Source organism: Pelagibacterium nitratireducens (assembly GCF_037044555.1).
GTDB lineage: Bacteria > Pseudomonadota > Alphaproteobacteria > Rhizobiales > Devosiaceae > Pelagibacterium > Pelagibacterium nitratireducens.
This window is the reverse complement of record NZ_CP146275.1, coordinates 2492971-2512487: the sequence shown is the minus strand read 5'-3', so window position 1 is coordinate 2512487 and position 19517 is coordinate 2492971. Positions and strand designations below refer to the sequence as shown.

Genomic DNA, 19517 nt, shown 5'->3' with positions numbered 1-19517 from the left:
TTCGTTGATTATAAGAATACTATTTCAGGGGCTTTCATGGCGCTCGACAAACTCGACCGCAAAATTCTCCAGCTTTTGCAAAAGGATGCCACGATGCCAGTGGCGGAAATCGGCCGAAAGGTCGGTTTGTCCACCACACCATGCTGGCGCCGCATCCAGAAAATGGAGGAAGAAGGGGTCATCAAGCGCCGCGTCGCCGTGCTCGATCCCGAAAAGGTCAACGCGGGCGTAACAGTGTTTGTGGCCGTCAAGACAAACGAGCACAACGATGCGTGGTTGCGCAAGTTTGCCGCCGTCGTCGAGGATTTTACCGAAGTCGTCGAGTTCTACCGCATGAGCGGGGACGTCGATTATCTGCTGCGCGTGGTCGTACCGTCCATTCAGGCCTATGACATCTTTTATAAAAAGCTGATCTCCAAAATCGCGCTGTCCGACGTCAGCTCGTCTTTTGCCATGGAGCAGATCAAATATACGACGGCCCTGCCGCTCGAGTTCGCGGTCGTGGGGGACTAGCCGCCCGTCACCGACATGTGCCGGCCGACGGCCGGGGCAGAGCGGCGCTCGATCACGAAGTCATGGCCTTTGGGCTTGAGGATCATCGCGCGATCAAGCGCGGCATCGAGCCCGTCCGGGCCGCCCTCGCGCAGCGCCGCGCGCAGATCGACCCGATCGTCCTGTCCAAGGCACATGTAAAGTTGCCCGGTGCAGGTCAGTCGCACCCGATTGCAGCTTTCGCAGAAATTGTGGCTCAGCGGAGTAATGAACCCTATGGTGCCGCCGGTCTGCTCCACCCGCATGTAGCGGGCCGGTCCGCCGGTGCGCTTGGCAATAGGCGTGAGCGTGAAGCGCTCGGCAAGTCTGTCGCGAACCGTGCGCAGCGACAGGTGAGTGTCGGCACGCTCGAAGGCAACATCGCCGAGCGGCATTTCTTCGATCAGGGTCAATTCGAACCCTTCGGAATGGGCCCACTCGAGCATGGGCAGGATTTCGTCTTCGTTGACGCTCTTGATCGCCACCATGTTGAGCTTGACCGACAGGCCCGCATCACGCGCCGCATAGATGCCGTCAAGAACCTGGGGCAAGCGTCCGCGCCGGGTTATCGCCGCAAACTTTTCGCCATCAAGCGTATCGAGCGAGACATTGACCCGGCGAATGCCCAACTCCGCCAGGCGCCCGGCATGCTGTGCGAGCTGGCTGCCATTGGTCGTTAGCGTCAACTCGTCGAGTTCGCCTTGCGCCAGATGGCTTTCCGAAAGCGCTTCGATGAGTTTGATAATGTCACGGCGAACCAACGGCTCTCCGCCCGTCAGTCGGACCTTGCGAACACCGCGTCTGACAAATGCGCCGATAACCTCCTGGATTTCCTCGAAGCTGAGCACCTCGCTCTTGGGCAGGAAAACCATGTCTTCGCCCATGCAATAGGTGCAGCGAAAATCGCAGCGGTCCGTCACCGAAACTCTGAGATAGGTGACGTGTCTGCCAAAACTGTCGACGAGCGGGCGCTGGGGTACGTGATTGGTCATCGCAAGAATATAGGCCCTATTGCATGGAGCGAAAACCCGAGTTTCGCATCCGATATGACCTGCATCGACCTTGGTAGCGTTGACAGGCGCCTCGAACTGCCGTTCTAGAGGCAAAACCGGGAGATTTCAGAACGTGAGTGAAGACCTCAAGCGCAAGGCGGCCCAGGCGGCCATGTCCGAAATCCGTTCGGGCATGCGGATCGGGCTCGGCACGGGCTCGACGGCCAAACATTTTGTCGATCTGCTCGGCGCGGAAGTGGCAAAGGGATTTGAGTGCATCTGCGTGCCGACATCGGAGGTGACCGCGGCGCAGGCGCGCGGACTCGACATTGCTCTGACCACGCTCGACGATATCGACCGTCTTGATGTTACGATTGATGGCGCCGACGAGATCGACCGGAACTTCCAGCTCATCAAGGGCGGTGGCGGAGCGTTGCTGCGCGAAAAGATCGTGGCAGCGGCCTCGGCGCGCATGATCGTGATTGCCGATGAAACCAAGCTCGTCGATACGCTGGGCGCATACGCCCTGCCGATCGAGGTCAATCTTTTCGGCCTTGCCGCGACCGAAAGGGCGATCGCTGGCGTGATGGCCCGGTTCGGCGCTCAGGGTGGAAAGACATTGCGGAAAAGAGCCGACGGTGAGACCTTTGTGACCGATGGTGGCCACTATATCGTGGACGCATCTTTTGGCCGTATTTCGGACGCAAAAGCTCTCTCTTTGGCACTGCTCGAAATTCCCGGTGTCGTCCAGCACGGGCTGTTCATCGATTTGTGTTCCGACGCCTATCTTGCTACGCCCGGGGGGACGATCAAGCTCTCCGAGCATGTGAAATCATAACCCGTTTTCGTAAGGGACCGTACGCACAATGACTTTCCTGCCCACTCTGCGCCGGCTCGCTGCGGCGCTTATTCTGTCCGGCACCGCACTGGTGGCGGCAGCTCCTGCCCATGCGCAACAGGAAATTTCACCCGAGCATCTCGCAAAGGCGCGCGAATATGTGGACATGACCGATTCCGCGCAGCTCTATGAACGCACCCTCGTCGAGATGGGCTTGCGGGTCATGCGCCTGATGATTCAGGAAGACCCGTCATTGCGTGATCCGCTGATCAATGCGCTGCAGACAGTGTATGACGGCTATCTCGTTAATCGCGATCCGCTCTACAATCAGTTCGCGCGCATCTATGCCATCCGCTTTTCGCTCGAAGAGCTCGAAGAGATTGTGAGCTTTTATGAAACGCCGGTCGGCCAGAAGCTGCTGAGCCAGAATGCGGGCATCAACGAGGATCTTCAACTGGCACTGGGTGTGTGGAGCCGCAACACGGGCAACGAGTTCCTCTCGCGTGTGCGCACTGAACTGCGCAACCAGGGATACAATGCCCCCGAGGTCGAAGCGCCCGCCCCCGAAGAAGAGGAAGCTGCGCCGCAATAAGGTCTGGCTCTTCACGGTTGGTTTAGCCCCCGTCCAACAGGACGGGGGTTTTTTTGTACGCTACGGACGCCTATATCGTTTCCTCGAAACACAGCAGCGGCGCGGGGTCCCCATGAGCGAGAAGTTTGATTTGGTCGTTATCGGTGGGGGCTCGGGAGGCGTGCGCGCGGCGCGGGTTTCCGCGCAGCTGGGAGCCAAGGTCGCAATCGTCGAGGAATACCGCTACGGCGGCACCTGCGTCATCCGTGGCTGTGTTCCAAAAAAGCTTTTTGTTTACGCATCCCGCTTCGGCGATCTTTTCGACGTGGCCCCGAGCTTTGGCTGGACCGTCGATGCCTCGTTCGACTGGCCGACCCTTCTGGCCAACAAGGACAAGGAAATCGGCAGGCTCGAAAAAATCTATGAGACGCTGCTTGATGGTTCTGGTGTGAAAGTCTTCAAGGCTCGCGCCACGGTGACTGGCCCGAATTCGGTTAAGCTATCAACCGGCGAGGAGCTGGAGGCCGAGCGGATTCTGATCGCCACCGGCGGTGCTCCGTTCAAGCCCCACATCGAAGGCAGCGACCTGGGCATCACATCGAATGAAGCCTTCCATCTCGAAAAGCTGCCCAGAACGATTTTGATCGAAGGGGGCGGCTATATCGCTGTGGAGTTTGCGACGATCTTTTCCGGCCTGGGAGTCGACACCACGCTGGTCTATCGCCGGGATAAGATCCTGCGCGGCTTTGATCATGACGTGCGCGATGGCCTTGAGGACGCGCTGCGGGAACGCGGTGTGCGCATTCGCTACGGCTACCATATCTCACAATTGCGCAAGGACGGGGAGGGCGTATGCGTTTCGTTCTCGCATGGCGAGGAAGCGACCTTCGACAAGGTGATGTTTGCCACCGGCCGCCATCCCAATACGAGCGACCTCGGCCTTGAGGTAGCGGGCGTGCAACTCGACCAGACCGGAGCGGTCGTGGTGGACGAATATTCCCGCTCCTCGGTGCCCTCCATCTATGCGGTCGGGGACGTTACCGGTCGGGCGGCTCTGACGCCGGTGGCTATCCGCGAGGGCGCTGCTTTCGCCCAGACGGTCTATAACAACACGCCAACCACCGTGCCCTATCATTTGATCCCCACCGCGGTGTTTTCCGAGCCCGAGATCGGCACCGTGGGGATGAGCGAGCAGGATGCCGCCGAGCACTACCGTTCGATCGATATCTACATTGCCCGCTTCCGGCCGATGATGAACACGCTGTCGGACCGACAGGAAAAAATGCTGCTCAAGCTGATCACGGAGACCGATAGTGGCCGGATTTTGGGATGTCACATCCTTGGCCCGGGGGCCGGTGAGATGATCCAGCTGGTGGCCATCCCGCTCGGGATGGGTGGAACCATGGCCGATTTCAACCACGCCATTGCCGTACACCCCACGGCGGCCGAAGAGCTGGTGACCTTCAAATCCCCCAGCTATCGCATGGTCGATGGCGAAAAGCGCAACCCATAGACCTGCGCGTGTCCGCGTCAGCCGTGTTCGACCATAGAATACTTGGCATGAGGGGCTGTAGTTGGTAAACCGCCGCACCTTCCCGGCTTCTCGGGGAGGCGAACCATCTTTTAAGCGAGTGAAACGATGAGCACGTGGACACCTGACAGTTGGAGGACGAAACCGATCCTGCAGGTCCCGACCTATCCGAGCCAGACAGAGCTTGAATCGGTCGAGGCCCGGCTCGCCTCGTTTCCCCCCTTGGTTTTTGCAGGCGAGGCACGCGACCTCAAGGCCAATCTGGCCGATGTCGCCGCCGGTCGCGCTTTCCTGTTGCAGGGCGGCGATTGCGCCGAAAGCTTTGCCGAGCACCACGCGGACCATATCCGCGATTTCTTCCGCGTTTTCCTGCAGATGGCAGTGGTTCTGACCCATGGTGCATCCAAGCCCGTGGTCAAGGTCGGCCGAATTGCCGGCCAGTTTGCCAAGCCGCGTTCGGCCGATACCGAGACCATCGACGGCGTGGAACTGCCCTCATACAGGGGCGATATCATCAACGGAATCGACTTTACCCCTGAAGCGCGCATCCCGGACCCCAACCGCCAGCTCGAGGCCTACCGGCAGTCGGCGGCGACACTCAATCTGTTGCGCGCCTTTTCCGCCGGTGGCTTTGCCAATCTCTCGCGCGTGCACGAGTGGACAATGGGCTTCGTCAAGGATTCCAATTGGTTTCCGCGCTATGAGGAAGTCGCCCAGAAGATCGATGATGCGATAGAGTTTCTCGGCGCGCTTGGATTGAGCCCGGAAAACACGCCTGTGCTGCGCGAAACCAAGTTCTTCACCTCCCACGAGGCGCTGCTGCTCGGTTATGAGCAGGCCATGACGCGTCGGGATTCCATCACCAATGACTGGTACGCCACGTCTGGCCATATGATCTGGATTGGCGATCGAACCCGCAATCCCGACCATGCTCATGCCGAATATTTCCGCGGCATAAACAACCCCATCGGGGTGAAGTGCGGGCCGTCCATGTCGTCGGATGATCTCAAGCGGCTCATGGACCTGCTCAATCCCAAGGACGAGCCCGGTCGGCTGACGCTGATCGCGCGGTTTGGCTCGGACAAGGTCGACGAGCATCTGCCGCGTCTTATCGAAACGGTCAAATCGGAAGGACGTACGGTCGTCTGGTGCTGTGATCCCATGCATGGCAATGTCATAAAGGCATCATCGGGCTACAAAACGCGTCCATTCGACCGCATTCTTTCGGAAGTAAAATCGTTCTTCGATATTCACCGGGAAATGGGCACCATCGCTGGCGGCGTGCATGTGGAAATGACAGGCCGCGATGTCACCGAATGCACCGGCGGCGTATCGGCTGTGACCGAAGCCTCACTGTCGGATCGCTATCACACCCATTGCGACCCGCGCCTCAACGCCAGCCAGGCACTCGAGCTGGCCTTCCTGATTGCCGAGGAAATGCACGGCCAACGGACCAATGGCACGGCCAAGGCCGTCGGGTATTGAGCATTGGGGGCGGGGAGCTGTGCTGGCCGCCCCTCAATAGCCGCCCGCCGAGAAGGGCAAATTGGCGAAGCCCGCATCTGCAACGATGGTCTCGATCGTTCCGTCTGCGATCATTGAGGCAATGGCCGCGTCGACGGTTGTGCGCAGGTAGGTGTTATCAGAAAGCATGAGACCACCGATGTTGACGGTTGCCGGCGCCTGTGGAGCCAGGTCGAACGTGGCAATGTCCTGAGCGGAGCTGTTTTTCAGCCTCTCGGCGAGTACTGGTCCGTAAATGACCATTGCGTCGATCGTTTCATCCCTTAAGCGAGTTAGCATCAGGTTGGTTTCGCCGTAGGGCAGAAGTCGTGGTCTCCGCGTCGACGGAAGTGTCGCAACATAGCGGGTCAACGCGGTAAATCCGTATGAACCGACGGGCCCTCCAATGCTGGCCGCCTCGGAAATTTCGGACAGGTTCGAGATCGAACCGGCTCGTGCAACGCCGACATAGGCAAAGCCGACATATGGTCGGGTGGTGGTAAACTCGGGAGGGTAAAGACCTGCCCCGATTCCCATGCCAAGGATGATGTCGCAGTCATTGACCAAATTAACATATATGTCCTGGGCCGCATATTCGCCGCCGATGCCGTAATTGTCGCCCAACACGGCAAAGCTGGCGTTGAGCAAGAGACGCTGGGCTATGGCCTCCCCGACCCGACTGTCAACCGCCGCCGTCGGATTGCTCTCGAGTTGGCAGAAACGAAGGATGTTGTCCGTTCGCAGTCGCCATTGCTCGATTTCGGAAAAGTCGAGGCCGTCTGTAATCTGCGCCGACAGAGTCCCACAAACGGCAACCGTAACCGCAGTCGCCATGGCGATGGATTTGATCAAGCGTACGATCATTGGTCATTCCCGTCGCTTTGAGGTGATACGATGTTTCCGGAGCCCAAAGGCTCCGGAAACTTAGTGGGGTTGGCGAACTATTCGGCCTGGTTACGCAGGCGAAACACATGGATCGAGTTACCGCCAAGCCGCGGATTGGTCAGCCCGCCCGGCGTAATGCCGGCGTCGGTCTGGTTGCTCTGGCCAGCAGCGATGACCACATACTGCGTGCCATCGACCTCGTAGGTGACGGGCGTGCCACCGATCGGGGCTTGCAGCCTGTGCTGCCACAATGTCTCGCCTGTGGTGTCATCGAGCGCCTTGACGTAGCGGTTGGCGTCACCCACGAACAGCAGTCGCCCGCCTGTCGCAAGAACTGAACTGGTGAAGCGCGGCCCTTGCTGTACGGCGAACGCTGATTCGCCATCCGAGACATTGAGGGCGTGCAGGGCACCGATGCCTGTCGCGTCTGGAGCGATTGAGTTGCCAAAGCCCTGAATGAGACCCATGGCCGAGCCCGGAGACACTTCGTCCATTTCACGCGCCGCGATCGTCTGGCACGTGTTGCCGGCTGGCAGGTAGAACAGCTCGGAATCCGGGCTGTATGCGGTTGCCTGCCAGAGGCGACCGCCGGCAATGGCCGGACAGAACGTATAGGGCTCCCCAAATTCGGTGGGAATGATCTCGGTGTTGGCGGTGACGCGCCCGGTTTCCTCGTCGATGCCGGAGACAACGTTCTGGTAGATCGTTTCTTCGGCCCATACGAATTCGCCCGTCTCGGCGTCGAGCCCGAACGTGATGCCATTCTTGCCTGGGGTGGTGACGACCAGCTTGCGCATCTCGCCATCGACCTCGGTCTCCACAATCATCCGTTCGAACGGGGAATCCAGATCCCAGTTATCGCGCGGCAGGTGCTGGAAGTACCAGGCAAGTTCGCCGGTATCGGCATGTATTGCCAGGGTCGAGTTTGTATAAAGCACATCATTGTCGCCCGTGCCCCGGGTTATCTCTGCATAGGGTATCGGCATGCCCGTGCCGTAATAGACCATGTCGAGCTCAGGGTCATAGGACCCGGTTGCCCATGGCGACGCGCCCCAGCGATTTTCTTGCGGTATGCCTCCCCAGCTTTCCTCGAACGCGGGGTTGCTTTCATCGGCGAGCGTATTGAAGCGCCAGAGTTCCTCGCCATTGGTCGCATCATGGGCAGTGATGTAGCAGGCGCCGGCGGTGCCGACGATCGAGCACCCCGACGTGCCTGTGAAGACCTTGCCGTCGGCAACCAACGGTCCGGCGGTGAAACTGTAGCCCTTTTCCCAATCGTTGACCTGAACTTCCCACTCGACCTGGCCAGTCATGGCATTGAGCGCCATGAGCTTGGCGTCGACTGTGGTCAGGATCACGCTGTCTCCGTAAAGCGCGATGGAGTTTTTCTGACGCATGGCTTGGTTGTTGTGATAGCCGCCCTCGAATTCGGGCCGTTCATGTGTGTAGGACCAGATCAGATCGCCCGTTTCGGCATCAATTGCTTCGACATAGTTGTTGTTGGTCCCCAGGAACATGATGCCGTCGTGTACGATCGGCACGACTTCCTGTTGTCCGACCTCGCCCATCGCCCAGCTCCAGGCCAGCTCCAGATCTCCGACATTGTCGTGGTTGATCTGGTCGAGAGGGCTATGTCCCCAGTTGTTGACCGTCCGTCGCCATTGCAGCCAATCGGCGGGGTCGGGATCGAGAATCATCTCGTCTGTCACGGGCTCATAATCGCGCCCGGCATCCTGGGCCCAGAGCGGACCGCTCACCGCCAGCGCTATCAGCGAAACGGCGCAAGCAGAAAAATATCTCTTCATGGGAAAACCTCCTCCAAGGTCGTGTGAAGTTGCAGGGCCGCGCTTGCCGGATCGCGCGTCATTCAGGGCGCTTGTTCTCCTTCGCCCGAATCCAGTTCTGATGGTTTGATTTCGCTCAGGATTGCCTGATCTGGTGGCAGCTCGGTGCTGCCGACAGGCATTCCATTTGCTGAAAGAAGGTATGCGATGATGTCAGCGTACTGCTGATGGGGAAGACTGCCGGGCGCGTCCGCCGGCATTGCAGTCGAAACGAAGCCGAAGAATAGCCCCGCGTTGGGGTAGCTCGCAAAATCGGAAACGATCGCATCTCCGTGGCACGTCGAACAGCGCTGTTCATAAAGCTGTGCGCCGCGCTCGACCTGCTCGGATGTGGTCCACTCACCGTCCGAAGCGGCCGCACCCGCCGTAGTGTGGCCGCTCTCCTGCGCGGACGCCAAGGCTGCACACCCGAGTGCGAACAATAGACCCGTGCCGCCGAGTATTCGAACCACGTTCGCCGGAAAAACCGCATCGAGCATCTTTTTCTCCCCTTCCAGTTCTTCGTCTTCTGAACAGAATAACTCCTACTTCGAAAAACTAGACGGCATAATTTTAAATGGCAATCTGTTTATATTAGACATTATAATATTATTATTTGATTTCTATAATATTACAAATAGAATGACTTGACACCGAGCGGCTATGTTGGGCGTGATTGTTGTTGTGGAGGAGGAGGTGTGAAGTGTTGGGGATTGATCTCTCGGCGGAGCGAATTCTCACGCGCGTCATGGCCGCCGCCATTGTGGTCACGGTGCACGGCATCCTGATGGTCCTGCTGGCGCGAGCCATGGGTGATCGGGGGCCGACATATGACGGTCGCCTGTCGCTAAACCCGTTCCGCCAAAGCGATCTTATTGGCTTGGTCACGATCGTGATTTCGCAATTTGGCTGGGGCCGCCCGGTGCGGCTCGCACCCAAGGCGCTTCGCCTTGGGCCCTGGAGCGTGCCGATCATTGTCGCGCTCTCGCTTATGGGGGTTGTCATTTTTGCTTGGGCGCTATGGCTTTTGCGACCCATGGTTTTCACGCTTCTGCCAGAAAATCCATTGGCCCTGGCCATCAATGGCCTTATCGAAAGGACCGTCCGCATCGCGGTGGGCTTTGCGGTGCTCAATGTCCTCCCAATACCACCACTGTGCGCGGGGCTCGTATGGTCTGCGGTCTTCCCGCAGCATTATGAATGGCTTGAGGAGCGAAGACTGATGACTTCCCTGGCGATGGGCATAGCGATCGTCGCCCTGGCGCCATTTATGGTTGCTCCGGTCCTCGAAGCTCAGCGCCTTCTGACGGCGGGCATTTAGCCAACGTTAACCCTAATGGGCTCATAAACAAGATGAACTGAATTGTTTCGCGTCGTTCGGAGGGCTCAATGTCGCGTCTTCTCACAGGCCTTGCCATGGGCCTCCTGGTTGCTGCCGCAAGTGGGCAGGCGACCGCCGCCGATTGGGGCGTGCAGCCGGATCCGGTATTCAAGCCGGCCTATCCCGTCGATATGATGCCGCAGGAGGACAGCCTCGATTTCGAGGCGGGGATTCGGTATTTCTATGGCATGGGCGGGCAGTCGTTCAATTTGGGCGGCACCAATTATTCGGCGAATGATACTTCGCATGCGTTGGAAGTTCATGGCCGGATAGACGACCACTCCACCTCGACTTATGTGAAGGGTCATATCGGCTACGGTGCCATAACGGACGGCGAATTTGCGCCGAACGGCGGTGACTACAATACCGGCCGCGTGGGCTATATCAATGCCGACTTCGGATACCTGCCTCTCGATACCGGAAGCGTGAAAGCCGGTGTCTTCGGTGGGTACATGTATGCCGACGAATCTCCCGAGGGTTCGGGACCCATCGTGCATGGTTTACGGCTGGGTGTCGCAGGGCAGGCCGAGTTCAACAATATTTTCGATATATCGGCGGAAGCCGCCATCATTCCCTACGCATCGGTGACCGGCTCGTTTCGAAATGGCGGCACGCCAGTAACGACGCTTTCCAACGTCAATGGCTCTCTTTATGGTGCCGCCGGAGAAGTCATGGCCGGATTCCATGTCACGGAAAACTTCATCATTCGCGGCGGTGCCCGTGCGACCTATCTCAACGGGTACGTGACCAGCGATCAGCCTGGCGAACAATACGTTGAAAGCTTCCGCTGGGGCCCAGTGGTCGAGTTGACCGCCTCATTCTAGCTGCGCCCGTTTCGATACGACCAGGCCGGGCGCTTTCGCAGCCCGGCTTTGTCTTGCGCCGCCTTGCTCTCGATCGCTGCGCACTATAAGTCTGGCGCGCTTCTCATGACCGCCGGACATAGAATTTCGTGACCGATACGCTCCGCATTGCTCTCGCTCAACTGAACCCCAAAGTCGGTGCAATTGCCGAAAACCTCGCCACTGCACGCAGGGCGCTGGCAGAGGCCGAGGCGGCGGGCGCCGACATCCTGATGTTCACCGAACTCTATCTGACCGGCTATTTCCCAGAGGATTTGCTGTTCAAGCGCCAGTTCGTGACTGAAGCGATGGAAGCTGCGCGGGCCCTGGCACGCGAAACCAAGGGCCTCAACATCTCCGTGTTGCTGCCAACAATCTGGAGCACCGACGGTAAGCTCTACAACAGCGTTGTTCTGGCCGAGGATGGGGCGATCATCGATCGCCGGAACAAGGTCGAATTGCCCAATGACGATGTTTTTTATGAAAAGCGCTATTTCACGGCAGGCCAATTGCCGGAGCCGATGACGATCAAGGGTTTGTCGGTCGGCGTGCCGATCTGCGAGGATGTCTGGCATGAGCCGGTCTGCAAGGCGCTTGCCCAGAGCGGCGCGGAAATCCTGCTCTGCCCCAACGGCTCACCTTATTGGCGTAACAAACAGCGGTTGCGGCTCGATCTGGTGCGTCAGCGCGTTCAGGAAACCGGACTGCCGATCCTTTATTCCAACCAGATCGGCGGTCAGGACGAACTGGTGTTCGACGGGGCGAGCTTTGGCATCAATGTAGATGGCTCACTCGCCTTTCAGGGCAAGAGTTTCGTGCCCGATATGGTGATATCGGACTGGCGCAAAGGGGAAGCAGGCTGGCATTGCGTTGAGGGACATGTGACCGAACTTGTGCCGGTCAACGAAGCCCCGTGGCACGCCGCAATGCTCGGTTTGCGCGACTATGTCCATAAGAACGGCTTCAAGTCTGTGGTATTGGGACTGTCGGGCGGCATTGATTCCGCAGTGGTCGCGGCACTGGCCGTCGATGCGCTGGGCGCCGAAAACGTTCACTGCCTGATGCTGCCTTATCGCTACACCTCGGAAGCCAGTTTGCGCGACGCCAAGACGTGCGCGGAAACGCTTGGGGTGCGCTATGACATCGTACCGATCGGTGCGCCGGTCGATGCGATCAACGAGAGCCTTGCCGCGGTTTTTGAGGGTCGCGCACCCGATATTACCGAGGAAAATCTCCAATCGCGCATGCGCGGCACCATCCTGATGGCGGTTTCCAACAAGCTCGGTTCGCTGCTGATCACCACGGGCAACAAGTCGGAAATGGCTGTGGGTTATGCAACGATCTATGGCGATATGAATGGCGCCTACAATCCGATCAAGGATATGCCCAAGATGCAGGTCTATGGGCTGGCTGAATGGCGCAATTCCTATTATCCCACCGACGTTCGCGGCCCGTCCGGCGTGGTCATTCCCCCCGAAATCATTTCCAAGGCCCCGAGCGCCGAACTGCGACCCGACCAGACCGACCAGGATTCGCTGCCGCCATATCCCGTGCTCGACGCGATCATCGAAGCGCTGGTTGAAGATGAGCTTTCTCTGGCCGAAATCGTTGCCAAGGGGTTCGATGCCGAGTTGGTCAAGCGCATCGAACGGCTGATCTATATCGCCGAGTTCAAGCGTCGCCAGTCCGCGCCTGGCCCCAAGCTTACGCCCAAGGCTTTCGGCATCGGGCGGAAATATCCCATCACTTCGGGCTATCGAGACGGGAGTGTCGCCCGATGAGCGTTGTTGTCCGCTACGCGCCGTCGCCCACCGGCCGTCTGCATCTGGGCAATGCGCGCCCGTTGATTCTCAACTGGCTGTTCGCGCGAAAGAATGCCGGCAAATTCATCCTGCGTTTTGATGATACCGATACCGCTCGCTCGACCCAGACCTTTGCCGCGGGCATCGAAGCCGATCTCGAATGGCTGGGCATTGTTCCCGAGGTGAAGGTTCGTCAGTCCGACCGACTGCCGCTCTATGATGCCGCACGCGAGAGATTGATCGCCGAAGGGCGGCTCTACCCTGCTTATGAAACGGCCGACGAACTCGACCGCAAACGCAAGCGCGCCCGGGCTCTGGGGCGCCCGCCGATCTATGATCGTGCTGCGCTCGACCTGACGGACGAGGACAGGGCAAGGCTTGAGGCCGAGGGCCGCAAACCGCATTGGCGGTTCCGGCTCGATGGCCGCGCCGTGGCCTTTGAAGACCTCATCAAGGGCAGCCAGACAGTCAATACCGGTTCCATGTCCGACCCCGTGGTGATCCGCGAGGATGGCAGCTATCTCTACACCTTTACCTCGGTGGTCGATGATATCGATATGGGCATTACCCATATCATTCGGGGCGAAGACCACGTTTCCAACACGGGTACGCAGATCGAGCTTTTTGAAGCGCTCGGCGCGCCCGCCCCGGTTTTCGGCCACCATAATCTTCTGACCGATGCAGAGGGGCAGGGGTTTTCTAAAAGGCTGGGTTCGCTCTCGCTGAGCCAGCTGCGCGAGGATGGCTATGAGCCGTTGGCGGTTGCCATCATGGCGTCGATCACCGGCACGTCGCTGCCGGTCGAACCGTATCCCGATCTCGATGCAATTGCCGAAAAGCTCGAGTTCTCGATGATTTCGCACGGGTCGGCGCGCTTCGATCCCGCAGAACTCGAAACCCTCAATGCGCGCATCGTCCATGCAATGGATTTTGCCACAGTACGTGAGCGATTGGACGATATCGGTGGAATGACCCAAGCGGCATGGCTTGCCCTGCGCGACAACGTTTCCCGACTGTCACAACTCGTTCCGCTCTATGAGGATGTCGTGGTCAACGCCAATCCGATCATTGCAGATGAAGACAGGCACTTCATCTCCCTTGCACGTGAAACCTTGCCCGACGAGCCCTGGGACGAAAAGACATGGGGCCAGTGGACCGGCCTTCTCAAGGAAAAATCGGGCCGCAAGGGTAAGGCGCTTTTTCTGCCGCTGCGCTTGGCGTTGACCGGCAGGCACGAGGGCCCTGAGCTTAAGGCTCTTCTGCCGGTTCTGGGACGTAAGGTGTCTCTGGCCCGACTATCCTGACGTTCTTGTCGCCGAAGGCCACGACACGCATATTCGGTCCCTCGAGGTCGGGCTGCGCGAGCATGGGATCGGCAGTGCCATCGGCCCGGGGTCGGGGGCGCGGCAAGGGCACGTAAATCAAGTCAGCCACGACTGCTTGAGCTTGCTGGGTGCCCCGCGGGTCGGGTTGCGGCAAGGGAAACTCCAGGTCGCCGAAATCGATAATCGCACGCGACTGCTCGCCTTGATTGTTCAAGGCAATCGTCCCGACCGTTTCTCGCGTCTGGCACGAACAGCTCGTATCGATTTCTTCGCGAAAGCGAAACGCATACGACATTGAACGGTATGGCGTGCCGGACAGCGAAATCATGTCTTCGGGCTCTTCCCCCGGATTTCTGTATGAAAAAAGGGCAACTTCGGTCCCCGGACACATCTCGTGGCAGCGAATGGCGTCTTGGGCGACATAGTCGTCGGTGGTGGAAAAGCTGATCGGCCAGTAAAAGCCGTCGCAGGTGCGCACGCAGACCGTGCGACGGGTTTGCTGCGTACTCCAGGGATTGTAGGAGCCATCGATGTAATCGTATCCGCCACCGAAAATATCGTCGAGCAGGCCGCCCCGCGTTCCCTCATTGCCGAAGGTGACTCCCGACTGGCCGGTATCACAGCCATATCGTTGATAATCGGCCATGACCTGCTGGTAGTTCTGGGCCAGAGTCTGGCCCTCCTGAGCCATTGAGGTCAGCTGTTCGACCTGGCTGCGGCCAAGTGTAATGGACTGGGCAATCGATTGGCACTGACCCGATAGCGCCTGCCCGGCATTGAGGAGCTGCTGGCAGCCCGATGCAACCCATTGGCTTTCGGCCTGACGCACCTCGACCTGTCGGTTCTGGAGCTCGCGGGCAATGCCGTTAAAACTCTGAAACATCTGGTTGCGCTCGATGCCGCGCAGGATGGCGGTGATCTGGCCGCAATTCTGATTTTGCGCCATCGCGGCGGACATGTCGCCAAAAACAAAGGCAAGAGAGGCCAGAAGGGCGATCAGCAGGCGCACCCACCCGGCAAAAGAACAACGAACTGAAATCATACCGTCCATGTGGTGCCCGCTGCGACCTTTGCGATCCGCTTATCAGGCTTTTGTCTCAACGCAAGGCTTTAACTGTGCCAAGGTATGGGCCATCTTAGCGGCCAATGCCAATCACTTCCGGTCTTATCCACTCATGAAACTCGCCACGCTGCGCAACGGCCGTCCCGACGGACATCTGGTCATCGTCTCAAAAGACCTTGCCCGTTTCGCGTCTGCGGGGCGCATAGCCTCCAACCTGCAGGATGCGCTCGACGAGTGGGAACGTTGCGCCCCGATTCTCCATGCCGTCAGCGATCAGCTTAACAATGGCGAAATCGCCGGCATGGCGTTCGACCCGCGCGAGGCGTTGGCACCATTGCCTCGAGCCTACCAGTGGATCGACGGCTCGGGCTATATGGTGCATCTCGACAGGGTCCGCACCCTCAAGGGGAGCCACGACACCGAACTGCAGGACGAACGCCCCCTGATGTATCAGGGCGGCTCGGACAGTTTCGTTGCGCCCATGGCGCCCATTGTCGTGCCCGAGGACGGGCTCGCTGTCGATTTCGAAGCGGAGGCGGTGGTCGTCATCGGGCATGTGCCAATGCGCCCGAGCCGGGAGGATGCCAGCGCCGCGATCCGGCTGATCGGAATATGCAATGACGTTTCCCTGCGTAAACTGGTTCTCAACGACCTCCAGAACGGGTTCGGTTTTTTCCACGCCAAGCCCGCGACCAGTTTCGCCCCGATCTTTGTGACCCCCGACGAGCTGGGCGAGAGCTGGAAGGACAACCGGCTCCATCTCAAGGTGCGCATTCACGTCAACAACAGTCTTTATGGCCAGCCCAATGCGGGCCGAGACATGCGCTTCGATTTCGCCGATCTGATCGTTGCGGCCGCGCAGACGCGCGAACTCGGCGTGGGCACCATCATCGGGTCCGGAACCGTCGCCAACGCCCATGATGAGATATTGCCGCTCAAGCATGACGGCATAGGTTTTGGCTGCATCGCTGAAGCCAGAACGGCCGAAAAGAGCAAGATCGGCAAGGCTCGCACGCCGTTCCTCGCCCTTGATGACATTGTGCGGATCAACGCTGTGGACAACGAAAACCGTTCGGTTTTCGGCTCTATCGAGCAATCGGTAAAGCTCTTGGAGTCGGGCAGATAGTCAGAGCTTACAGGAGCGCCAAACACGTCAGGTCTCGCGGCCGCTAGCGGCTTGGCAGTGCCGGCCGGCCGCGAAAACTTCGCCTCTCTAAAACTTTCCGTGATCGGGATGGTCGGCGCGATGATACCGTGCCAGTCTCAATCATCGGAACACGGGCAGTGGTTCCGGTTCATCCGCACTCGGATGGAAGTCACTTTCTGACTAAACTCCAAAGTCTTCGTTCTGGGGGTGGCGTGTCGGCGCCGCCCCTATTTTCATGCTTGATTTGGGGTTTGTTCCCGTCCATTGTGCGGCCCATGAAAACCAATGGCCTGACCTGCATTATTGGCTGCACCATTATCCGCTAACGTAAAGTTGGCGGCGCGGTTTTCATGTTCCCGGCACAAAGGAGTGGACCCGCTGCCAGCAGCGTAAACTCTTGCGCCTGGGGACATCACCTTATGCCGTCGCAACTGCCGACCCTGAAGCTTCACAACACGCTCACCCGCACCAAAGAGGACTTTGTCCCCATCAATCGGGACAATGTGCGGATGTATGTGTGTGGGCCGACGGTCTATGACTTTGCCCATATCGGCAATGCACGCCCGGTGATCGTCTTCGATGTGATGTTCCGCCTGCTGCGCCACGTCTATGGTGAAGACCATGTAACCTATGTGCGCAACATCACTGACGTCGACGACAAGATCAACGCCCGCGCGCTGCGCGATTACCCCGATCTGCCGCTCAACGAAGCCATCCGCAAGGTGACCGAGAAAACGGCCACCCAGTTCGAAAAGGACGTGGCCGCGCTCGGCTGCTTGCCGCCTTCGGTCGAACCGCGCGCCACCGAACACATCGGGGGCATGGTCACTATCATCGAACGGCTGGTCGCCAAGGGCCATGCCTATGAGGCTGGCGGCGAGGTGCTGTTTCGCGTTTCCTCCATGGCCGATTACGGTCAGCTCTCGGGCCGCAATCTCGAAGACAACATCGCCGGCGCCCGCGTCGCCGTTGAAAGTCACAAGGAAAATCCCGCCGATTTCGTGCTCTGGAAGGCCTCGAGCGAAAATGAGCCGGGCTGGGACAGCCCTTGGGGCCGCGGCCGCCCCGGCTGGCACATTGAATGCTCGGCCATGAGCCAAGCCTTTCTGGGTGAAACCTTCGACATTCATGGTGGCGGGCTGGACCTGATCTTCCCCCATCACGAAAACGAAATCGCCCAGTCGCGCTGCGCACACGGCACCGAAATGATGGCCAATTACTGGATGCACAACGGTTATCTGCAGCTCGAAGGCCGCAAGATGAGCAAGTCGGAGGGCAATTTCGTCACAATTCACGACCTGCTGGAAACAGAGAAATTCGGCGGGCGCAAATGGCCGGGCGAAGTGCTGCGGCTGGCGATGCTGATGACGCACTACCGTGAGCCGATCGATTTTTCGGTGGCGCGGCTGGAGGAGGCCGAAAACAAGCTGGTGAGTTGGCAGCGCGCTGCAGATTCTGGAAGGGATGCGGCGCCGGATGCAATGGCCATTGCTGAATTCGCCAACGACCTAAATTTCAGCCGTGTAACAACCGTTCTTGATGCGATAGCGCGCAAGGCAAATAAGGGTGAGGGCAGTGCGAGCAATTGCTTGGCCGCTACGTTACATTTCTTCGGATTTACGCCCTACGGACTGCTGGCACAAGAAGAGGCAAAGCTGGGCGCAACGCGCCAAAAGGTTCAAGATCGGCTTTCGGCCCTCAATGCCAAAGACTTCGCCACAGCCGACGCCATCCGCAACAAACTGCTCGAAGATGGCATCCAGTTGATGGACTACAAAGACCCCGAATCCGGCGAACGCCGCACCAAATGGGAGATCAAGCGATGAGCGCCATCGAAGCCAGTGAAACCCTGACCGGCGGTTGCCAGTGCGGTGCCGTGCGTTTTGCCACCAAACTGGTGGGCCGCGGCTCGATCTGCCATTGCCGCATGTGCCAGAAGGCGTTCGGAAGTTTTTTCGGTCCTCTGGTCACCTCCCATGATGGGCACTGGACGCGTGGCGAACCCAAATGGTTCCAGTCTTCCGACGCCGCGCGTCGTGCGTTTTGCGGCGAGTGTGGAACGCCGCTGGCCTACGAGACCAAGTTCGGTCTGGAGTTGGCCATTGGCGCCTTTGACGAACCGGAAAAAGTGCCGCCTGAAATTCAGGTCAATCTGAGCGACAGGATGTCCTTTTTCGAGGACCTGTCCACGCTACCGGTGCGCGAGACAACCGATGAATGGCGTGATTTCATGTCGGGTATCCATTCCAACCAGCATCCCGACCACGATACGGAATCCTGGCCGCCAAAGGAGGATACGCTTTGAACCGCATCGATATGGAGGTCAGCGGTGGCTGCCAGTGTGGCGCCGTGCGCTATCATTCCACCCAGATGCTCGACAATTCGCATCTTTGCCATTGCCGCATGTGCCAGAAGGCGTCGGGAAGCATTTTCGCCGGGCTCGTCGCAGCACCCGATGATACATTGGTATGGACCCGCGGCAAGCCGGCGATCTGGCGCAGTTCGGAGAATGTGGAACGCGGTTTTTGCGCCAATTGCGGCACGCCGCTGTTCTATCACGACGTCAACAATGGCCGTACCAACCTCATGATCGGTTCGCTCGATAATCCGAGCGCGTTCCCACCAGGTGCCAATACCGGCACGGAAGGGGCGGTGTCGTGGTTTGAAACGATCACGTCCATAGAAGATGGTGGCGCGACCGAGACCGACCGGGAGGCCTGGGCTTCGGCCATCAAGGCTACCAACCACCAGCATCCCGATCACGACACGCCCGATTGGCAAGCCAGGCCGAGGCAGCAATGAGCCAAGTTCGCACCGGAGGCTGTCAGTGCGGCGCCATACGGTTTCGGGTCACCGGTCCGGTGATCGATACATCGATCTGTCATTGCCGCATGTGCCAGAAAGCAACCGGCGGTCTGTTCGGCGCCTATGTGGCCGTTGAAAACACCTTTCTTGAATGGACGCGTGGAGAGCCCTCCCGCTTTCAAAGCTCGTCGGTGGCCAAGCGCGGCTTCTGTCCGTCCTGTGGCGCGCCGCTGACCTTTGAATGGACTGAAAATCGAACGGCGCTGGCCATAGGCTGCTTTGATGTGCCCGAGGACTTCGCATTCGACGTGGCCTATGCCAGCGAAAAGATGCATCCCACGATTTCAGGTCTGCCACTTGTCCCAGCCAGCCCCTTGGCCGATACGCCCGAGGCTGAGTCCGCCTACGCCTCGATGAAGAGTTTTCAGCATCCAGACCACGATACTGACCATTGGCCATAAGGGAGGAGCCATATGAG

The 19517-nt window shown here is 59.0% G+C and carries 19 protein-coding genes; 14 read left to right on the top strand and 5 right to left on the bottom strand.

Annotated elements, in window-relative coordinates; all coding sequences use genetic code 11:
* Positions 1 to 36: 36 nt before the first annotated feature.
* On the top strand, positions 37 to 513 hold the full coding sequence (locus V6617_RS12410) for an Lrp/AsnC family transcriptional regulator (RefSeq protein ID WP_014130061.1): 477 nt from the start codon (positions 37 to 39) through the stop codon (positions 511 to 513).
* Here the strand turns inward: V6617_RS12410 and moaA are convergent.
* Complete coding sequence (gene moaA, locus V6617_RS12405; RefSeq protein ID WP_338607271.1) at positions 510 to 1523, bottom strand: GTP 3',8-cyclase MoaA; 1014 nt, start codon at positions 1521 to 1523, stop codon at positions 510 to 512. The genes V6617_RS12410 and moaA overlap by 4 nt on opposite strands.
* A 172-nt stretch (positions 1524 to 1695) precedes the next feature.
* Between moaA and rpiA the strand changes: the two genes are divergently transcribed.
* The 4 genes from rpiA to V6617_RS12385 all read left to right on the top strand — a co-directional run bounded on the left by rpiA (position 1696) and on the right by V6617_RS12385 (position 5948).
* Entirely contained in the window at positions 1696 to 2361 is a 666-nt protein-coding gene (gene rpiA, locus V6617_RS12400) for a ribose-5-phosphate isomerase RpiA (protein WP_338610714.1), read from the top strand.
* Positions 2362 to 2389: 28 nt separating this feature from the next.
* On the top strand, positions 2390 to 2953 hold the full coding sequence (locus V6617_RS12395; RefSeq protein ID WP_338607270.1) for a DUF2059 domain-containing protein: 564 nt from the start codon (positions 2390 to 2392) through the stop codon (positions 2951 to 2953).
* Positions 2954 to 3065: 112 nt separating this feature from the next.
* Entirely contained in the window at positions 3066 to 4445 is a 1380-nt protein-coding gene (gene gor / locus V6617_RS12390; RefSeq protein WP_338607269.1) for a glutathione-disulfide reductase, read from the top strand.
* A 126-nt stretch (positions 4446 to 4571) separates the two neighbouring features.
* Positions 4572 to 5948 carry a class II 3-deoxy-7-phosphoheptulonate synthase gene (locus V6617_RS12385; RefSeq protein ID WP_338607268.1) on the top strand — a complete coding sequence of 459 codons (1377 nt, stop codon included), beginning with the start codon at positions 4572 to 4574 and terminating at the stop codon, positions 5946 to 5948.
* Between the two features lie 33 nt (positions 5949 to 5981).
* Here the strand turns inward: V6617_RS12385 and V6617_RS12380 are convergent, their stop codons facing one another.
* The 3 genes from V6617_RS12380 to V6617_RS12370 all read right to left on the bottom strand — a co-directional run bounded on the left by V6617_RS12380 (position 5982) and on the right by V6617_RS12370 (position 9174).
* Positions 5982 to 6830 carry a transporter substrate-binding domain-containing protein gene (locus V6617_RS12380; protein WP_338607267.1) on the bottom strand — a complete coding sequence of 283 codons (849 nt, stop codon included), beginning with the start codon at positions 6828 to 6830 and terminating at the stop codon, positions 5982 to 5984.
* A 77-nt stretch (positions 6831 to 6907) separates the two neighbouring features.
* Complete coding sequence (locus V6617_RS12375; protein WP_338607266.1) at positions 6908 to 8656, bottom strand: pyrroloquinoline quinone-dependent dehydrogenase; 1749 nt, start codon at positions 8654 to 8656, stop codon at positions 6908 to 6910.
* A gap of 62 nt (positions 8657 to 8718) precedes the next feature.
* Positions 8719 to 9174: a cytochrome c gene (locus V6617_RS12370; protein WP_338607265.1), complete on the bottom strand. Its 456-nt coding sequence runs from the start codon at positions 9172 to 9174 to the stop codon at positions 8719 to 8721.
* 203 nt (positions 9175 to 9377) lie between these two features.
* Between V6617_RS12370 and V6617_RS12365 the strand changes: the two genes are divergently transcribed.
* From V6617_RS12365 to gltX, 4 genes are all read left to right on the top strand, one after another.
* Entirely contained in the window at positions 9378 to 9995 is a 618-nt protein-coding gene (locus V6617_RS12365) for a hypothetical protein (protein ID WP_338607264.1), read from the top strand.
* 68 nt (positions 9996 to 10063) lie between these two features.
* Positions 10064 to 10879, top strand: a complete 816-nt coding sequence (locus V6617_RS12360; protein ID WP_338607263.1) for a hypothetical protein — start codon at positions 10064 to 10066, stop codon at positions 10877 to 10879.
* 128 nt (positions 10880 to 11007) lie between these two features.
* Complete coding sequence (locus tag V6617_RS12355; protein WP_338607262.1) at positions 11008 to 12678, top strand: NAD+ synthase; 1671 nt, start codon at positions 11008 to 11010, stop codon at positions 12676 to 12678.
* Entirely contained in the window at positions 12675 to 14003 is a 1329-nt protein-coding gene (gene gltX, locus V6617_RS12350) for a glutamate--tRNA ligase (protein WP_338607261.1), read from the top strand. The genes V6617_RS12355 and gltX overlap by 4 nt, the downstream gene beginning before the upstream one ends.
* On the opposite strand, the gene V6617_RS12345 is transcribed toward gltX, so the two are convergent.
* Positions 13948 to 15066 carry a DUF2865 domain-containing protein gene (locus V6617_RS12345; RefSeq protein WP_338607260.1) on the bottom strand — a complete coding sequence of 373 codons (1119 nt, stop codon included), beginning with the start codon at positions 15064 to 15066 and terminating at the stop codon, positions 13948 to 13950. The two genes, gltX and V6617_RS12345, sit on opposite strands and share 56 nt — an antisense overlap.
* A gap of 133 nt (positions 15067 to 15199) precedes the next feature.
* Between V6617_RS12345 and V6617_RS12340 the strand changes: the two genes are divergently transcribed.
* The 5 genes from V6617_RS12340 to V6617_RS12320 all read left to right on the top strand — a co-directional run bounded on the left by V6617_RS12340 (position 15200) and on the right by V6617_RS12320 (position 19500).
* Entirely contained in the window at positions 15200 to 16213 is a 1014-nt protein-coding gene (locus V6617_RS12340; RefSeq protein ID WP_338607259.1) for a fumarylacetoacetate hydrolase family protein, read from the top strand.
* 440 nt (positions 16214 to 16653) lie between these two features.
* A complete protein-coding gene (gene cysS, locus V6617_RS12335; protein ID WP_338607258.1) occupies positions 16654 to 18060 on the top strand; it encodes a cysteine--tRNA ligase in 1407 nt (468 codons plus the stop codon).
* Positions 18057 to 18539, top strand: coding sequence for a GFA family protein (locus V6617_RS12330; RefSeq protein WP_338607257.1), 483 nt, complete (start codon positions 18057 to 18059; stop codon positions 18537 to 18539). The genes cysS and V6617_RS12330 overlap by 4 nt, the downstream gene beginning before the upstream one ends.
* The gene (locus V6617_RS12325) at positions 18536 to 19036 is read left to right on the top strand and encodes a GFA family protein (RefSeq protein ID WP_338607256.1); all 501 of its coding nucleotides are present in this window, start codon (positions 18536 to 18538) and stop codon (positions 19034 to 19036) included. The genes V6617_RS12330 and V6617_RS12325 overlap by 4 nt, the downstream gene beginning before the upstream one ends.
* A complete protein-coding gene (locus tag V6617_RS12320) occupies positions 19033 to 19500 on the top strand; it encodes a GFA family protein (protein ID WP_338607255.1) in 468 nt (155 codons plus the stop codon). Before V6617_RS12325 ends, V6617_RS12320 begins: the two co-directional genes overlap by 4 nt.
* The last annotated feature ends 17 nt before the right edge of the window (positions 19501 to 19517 follow it).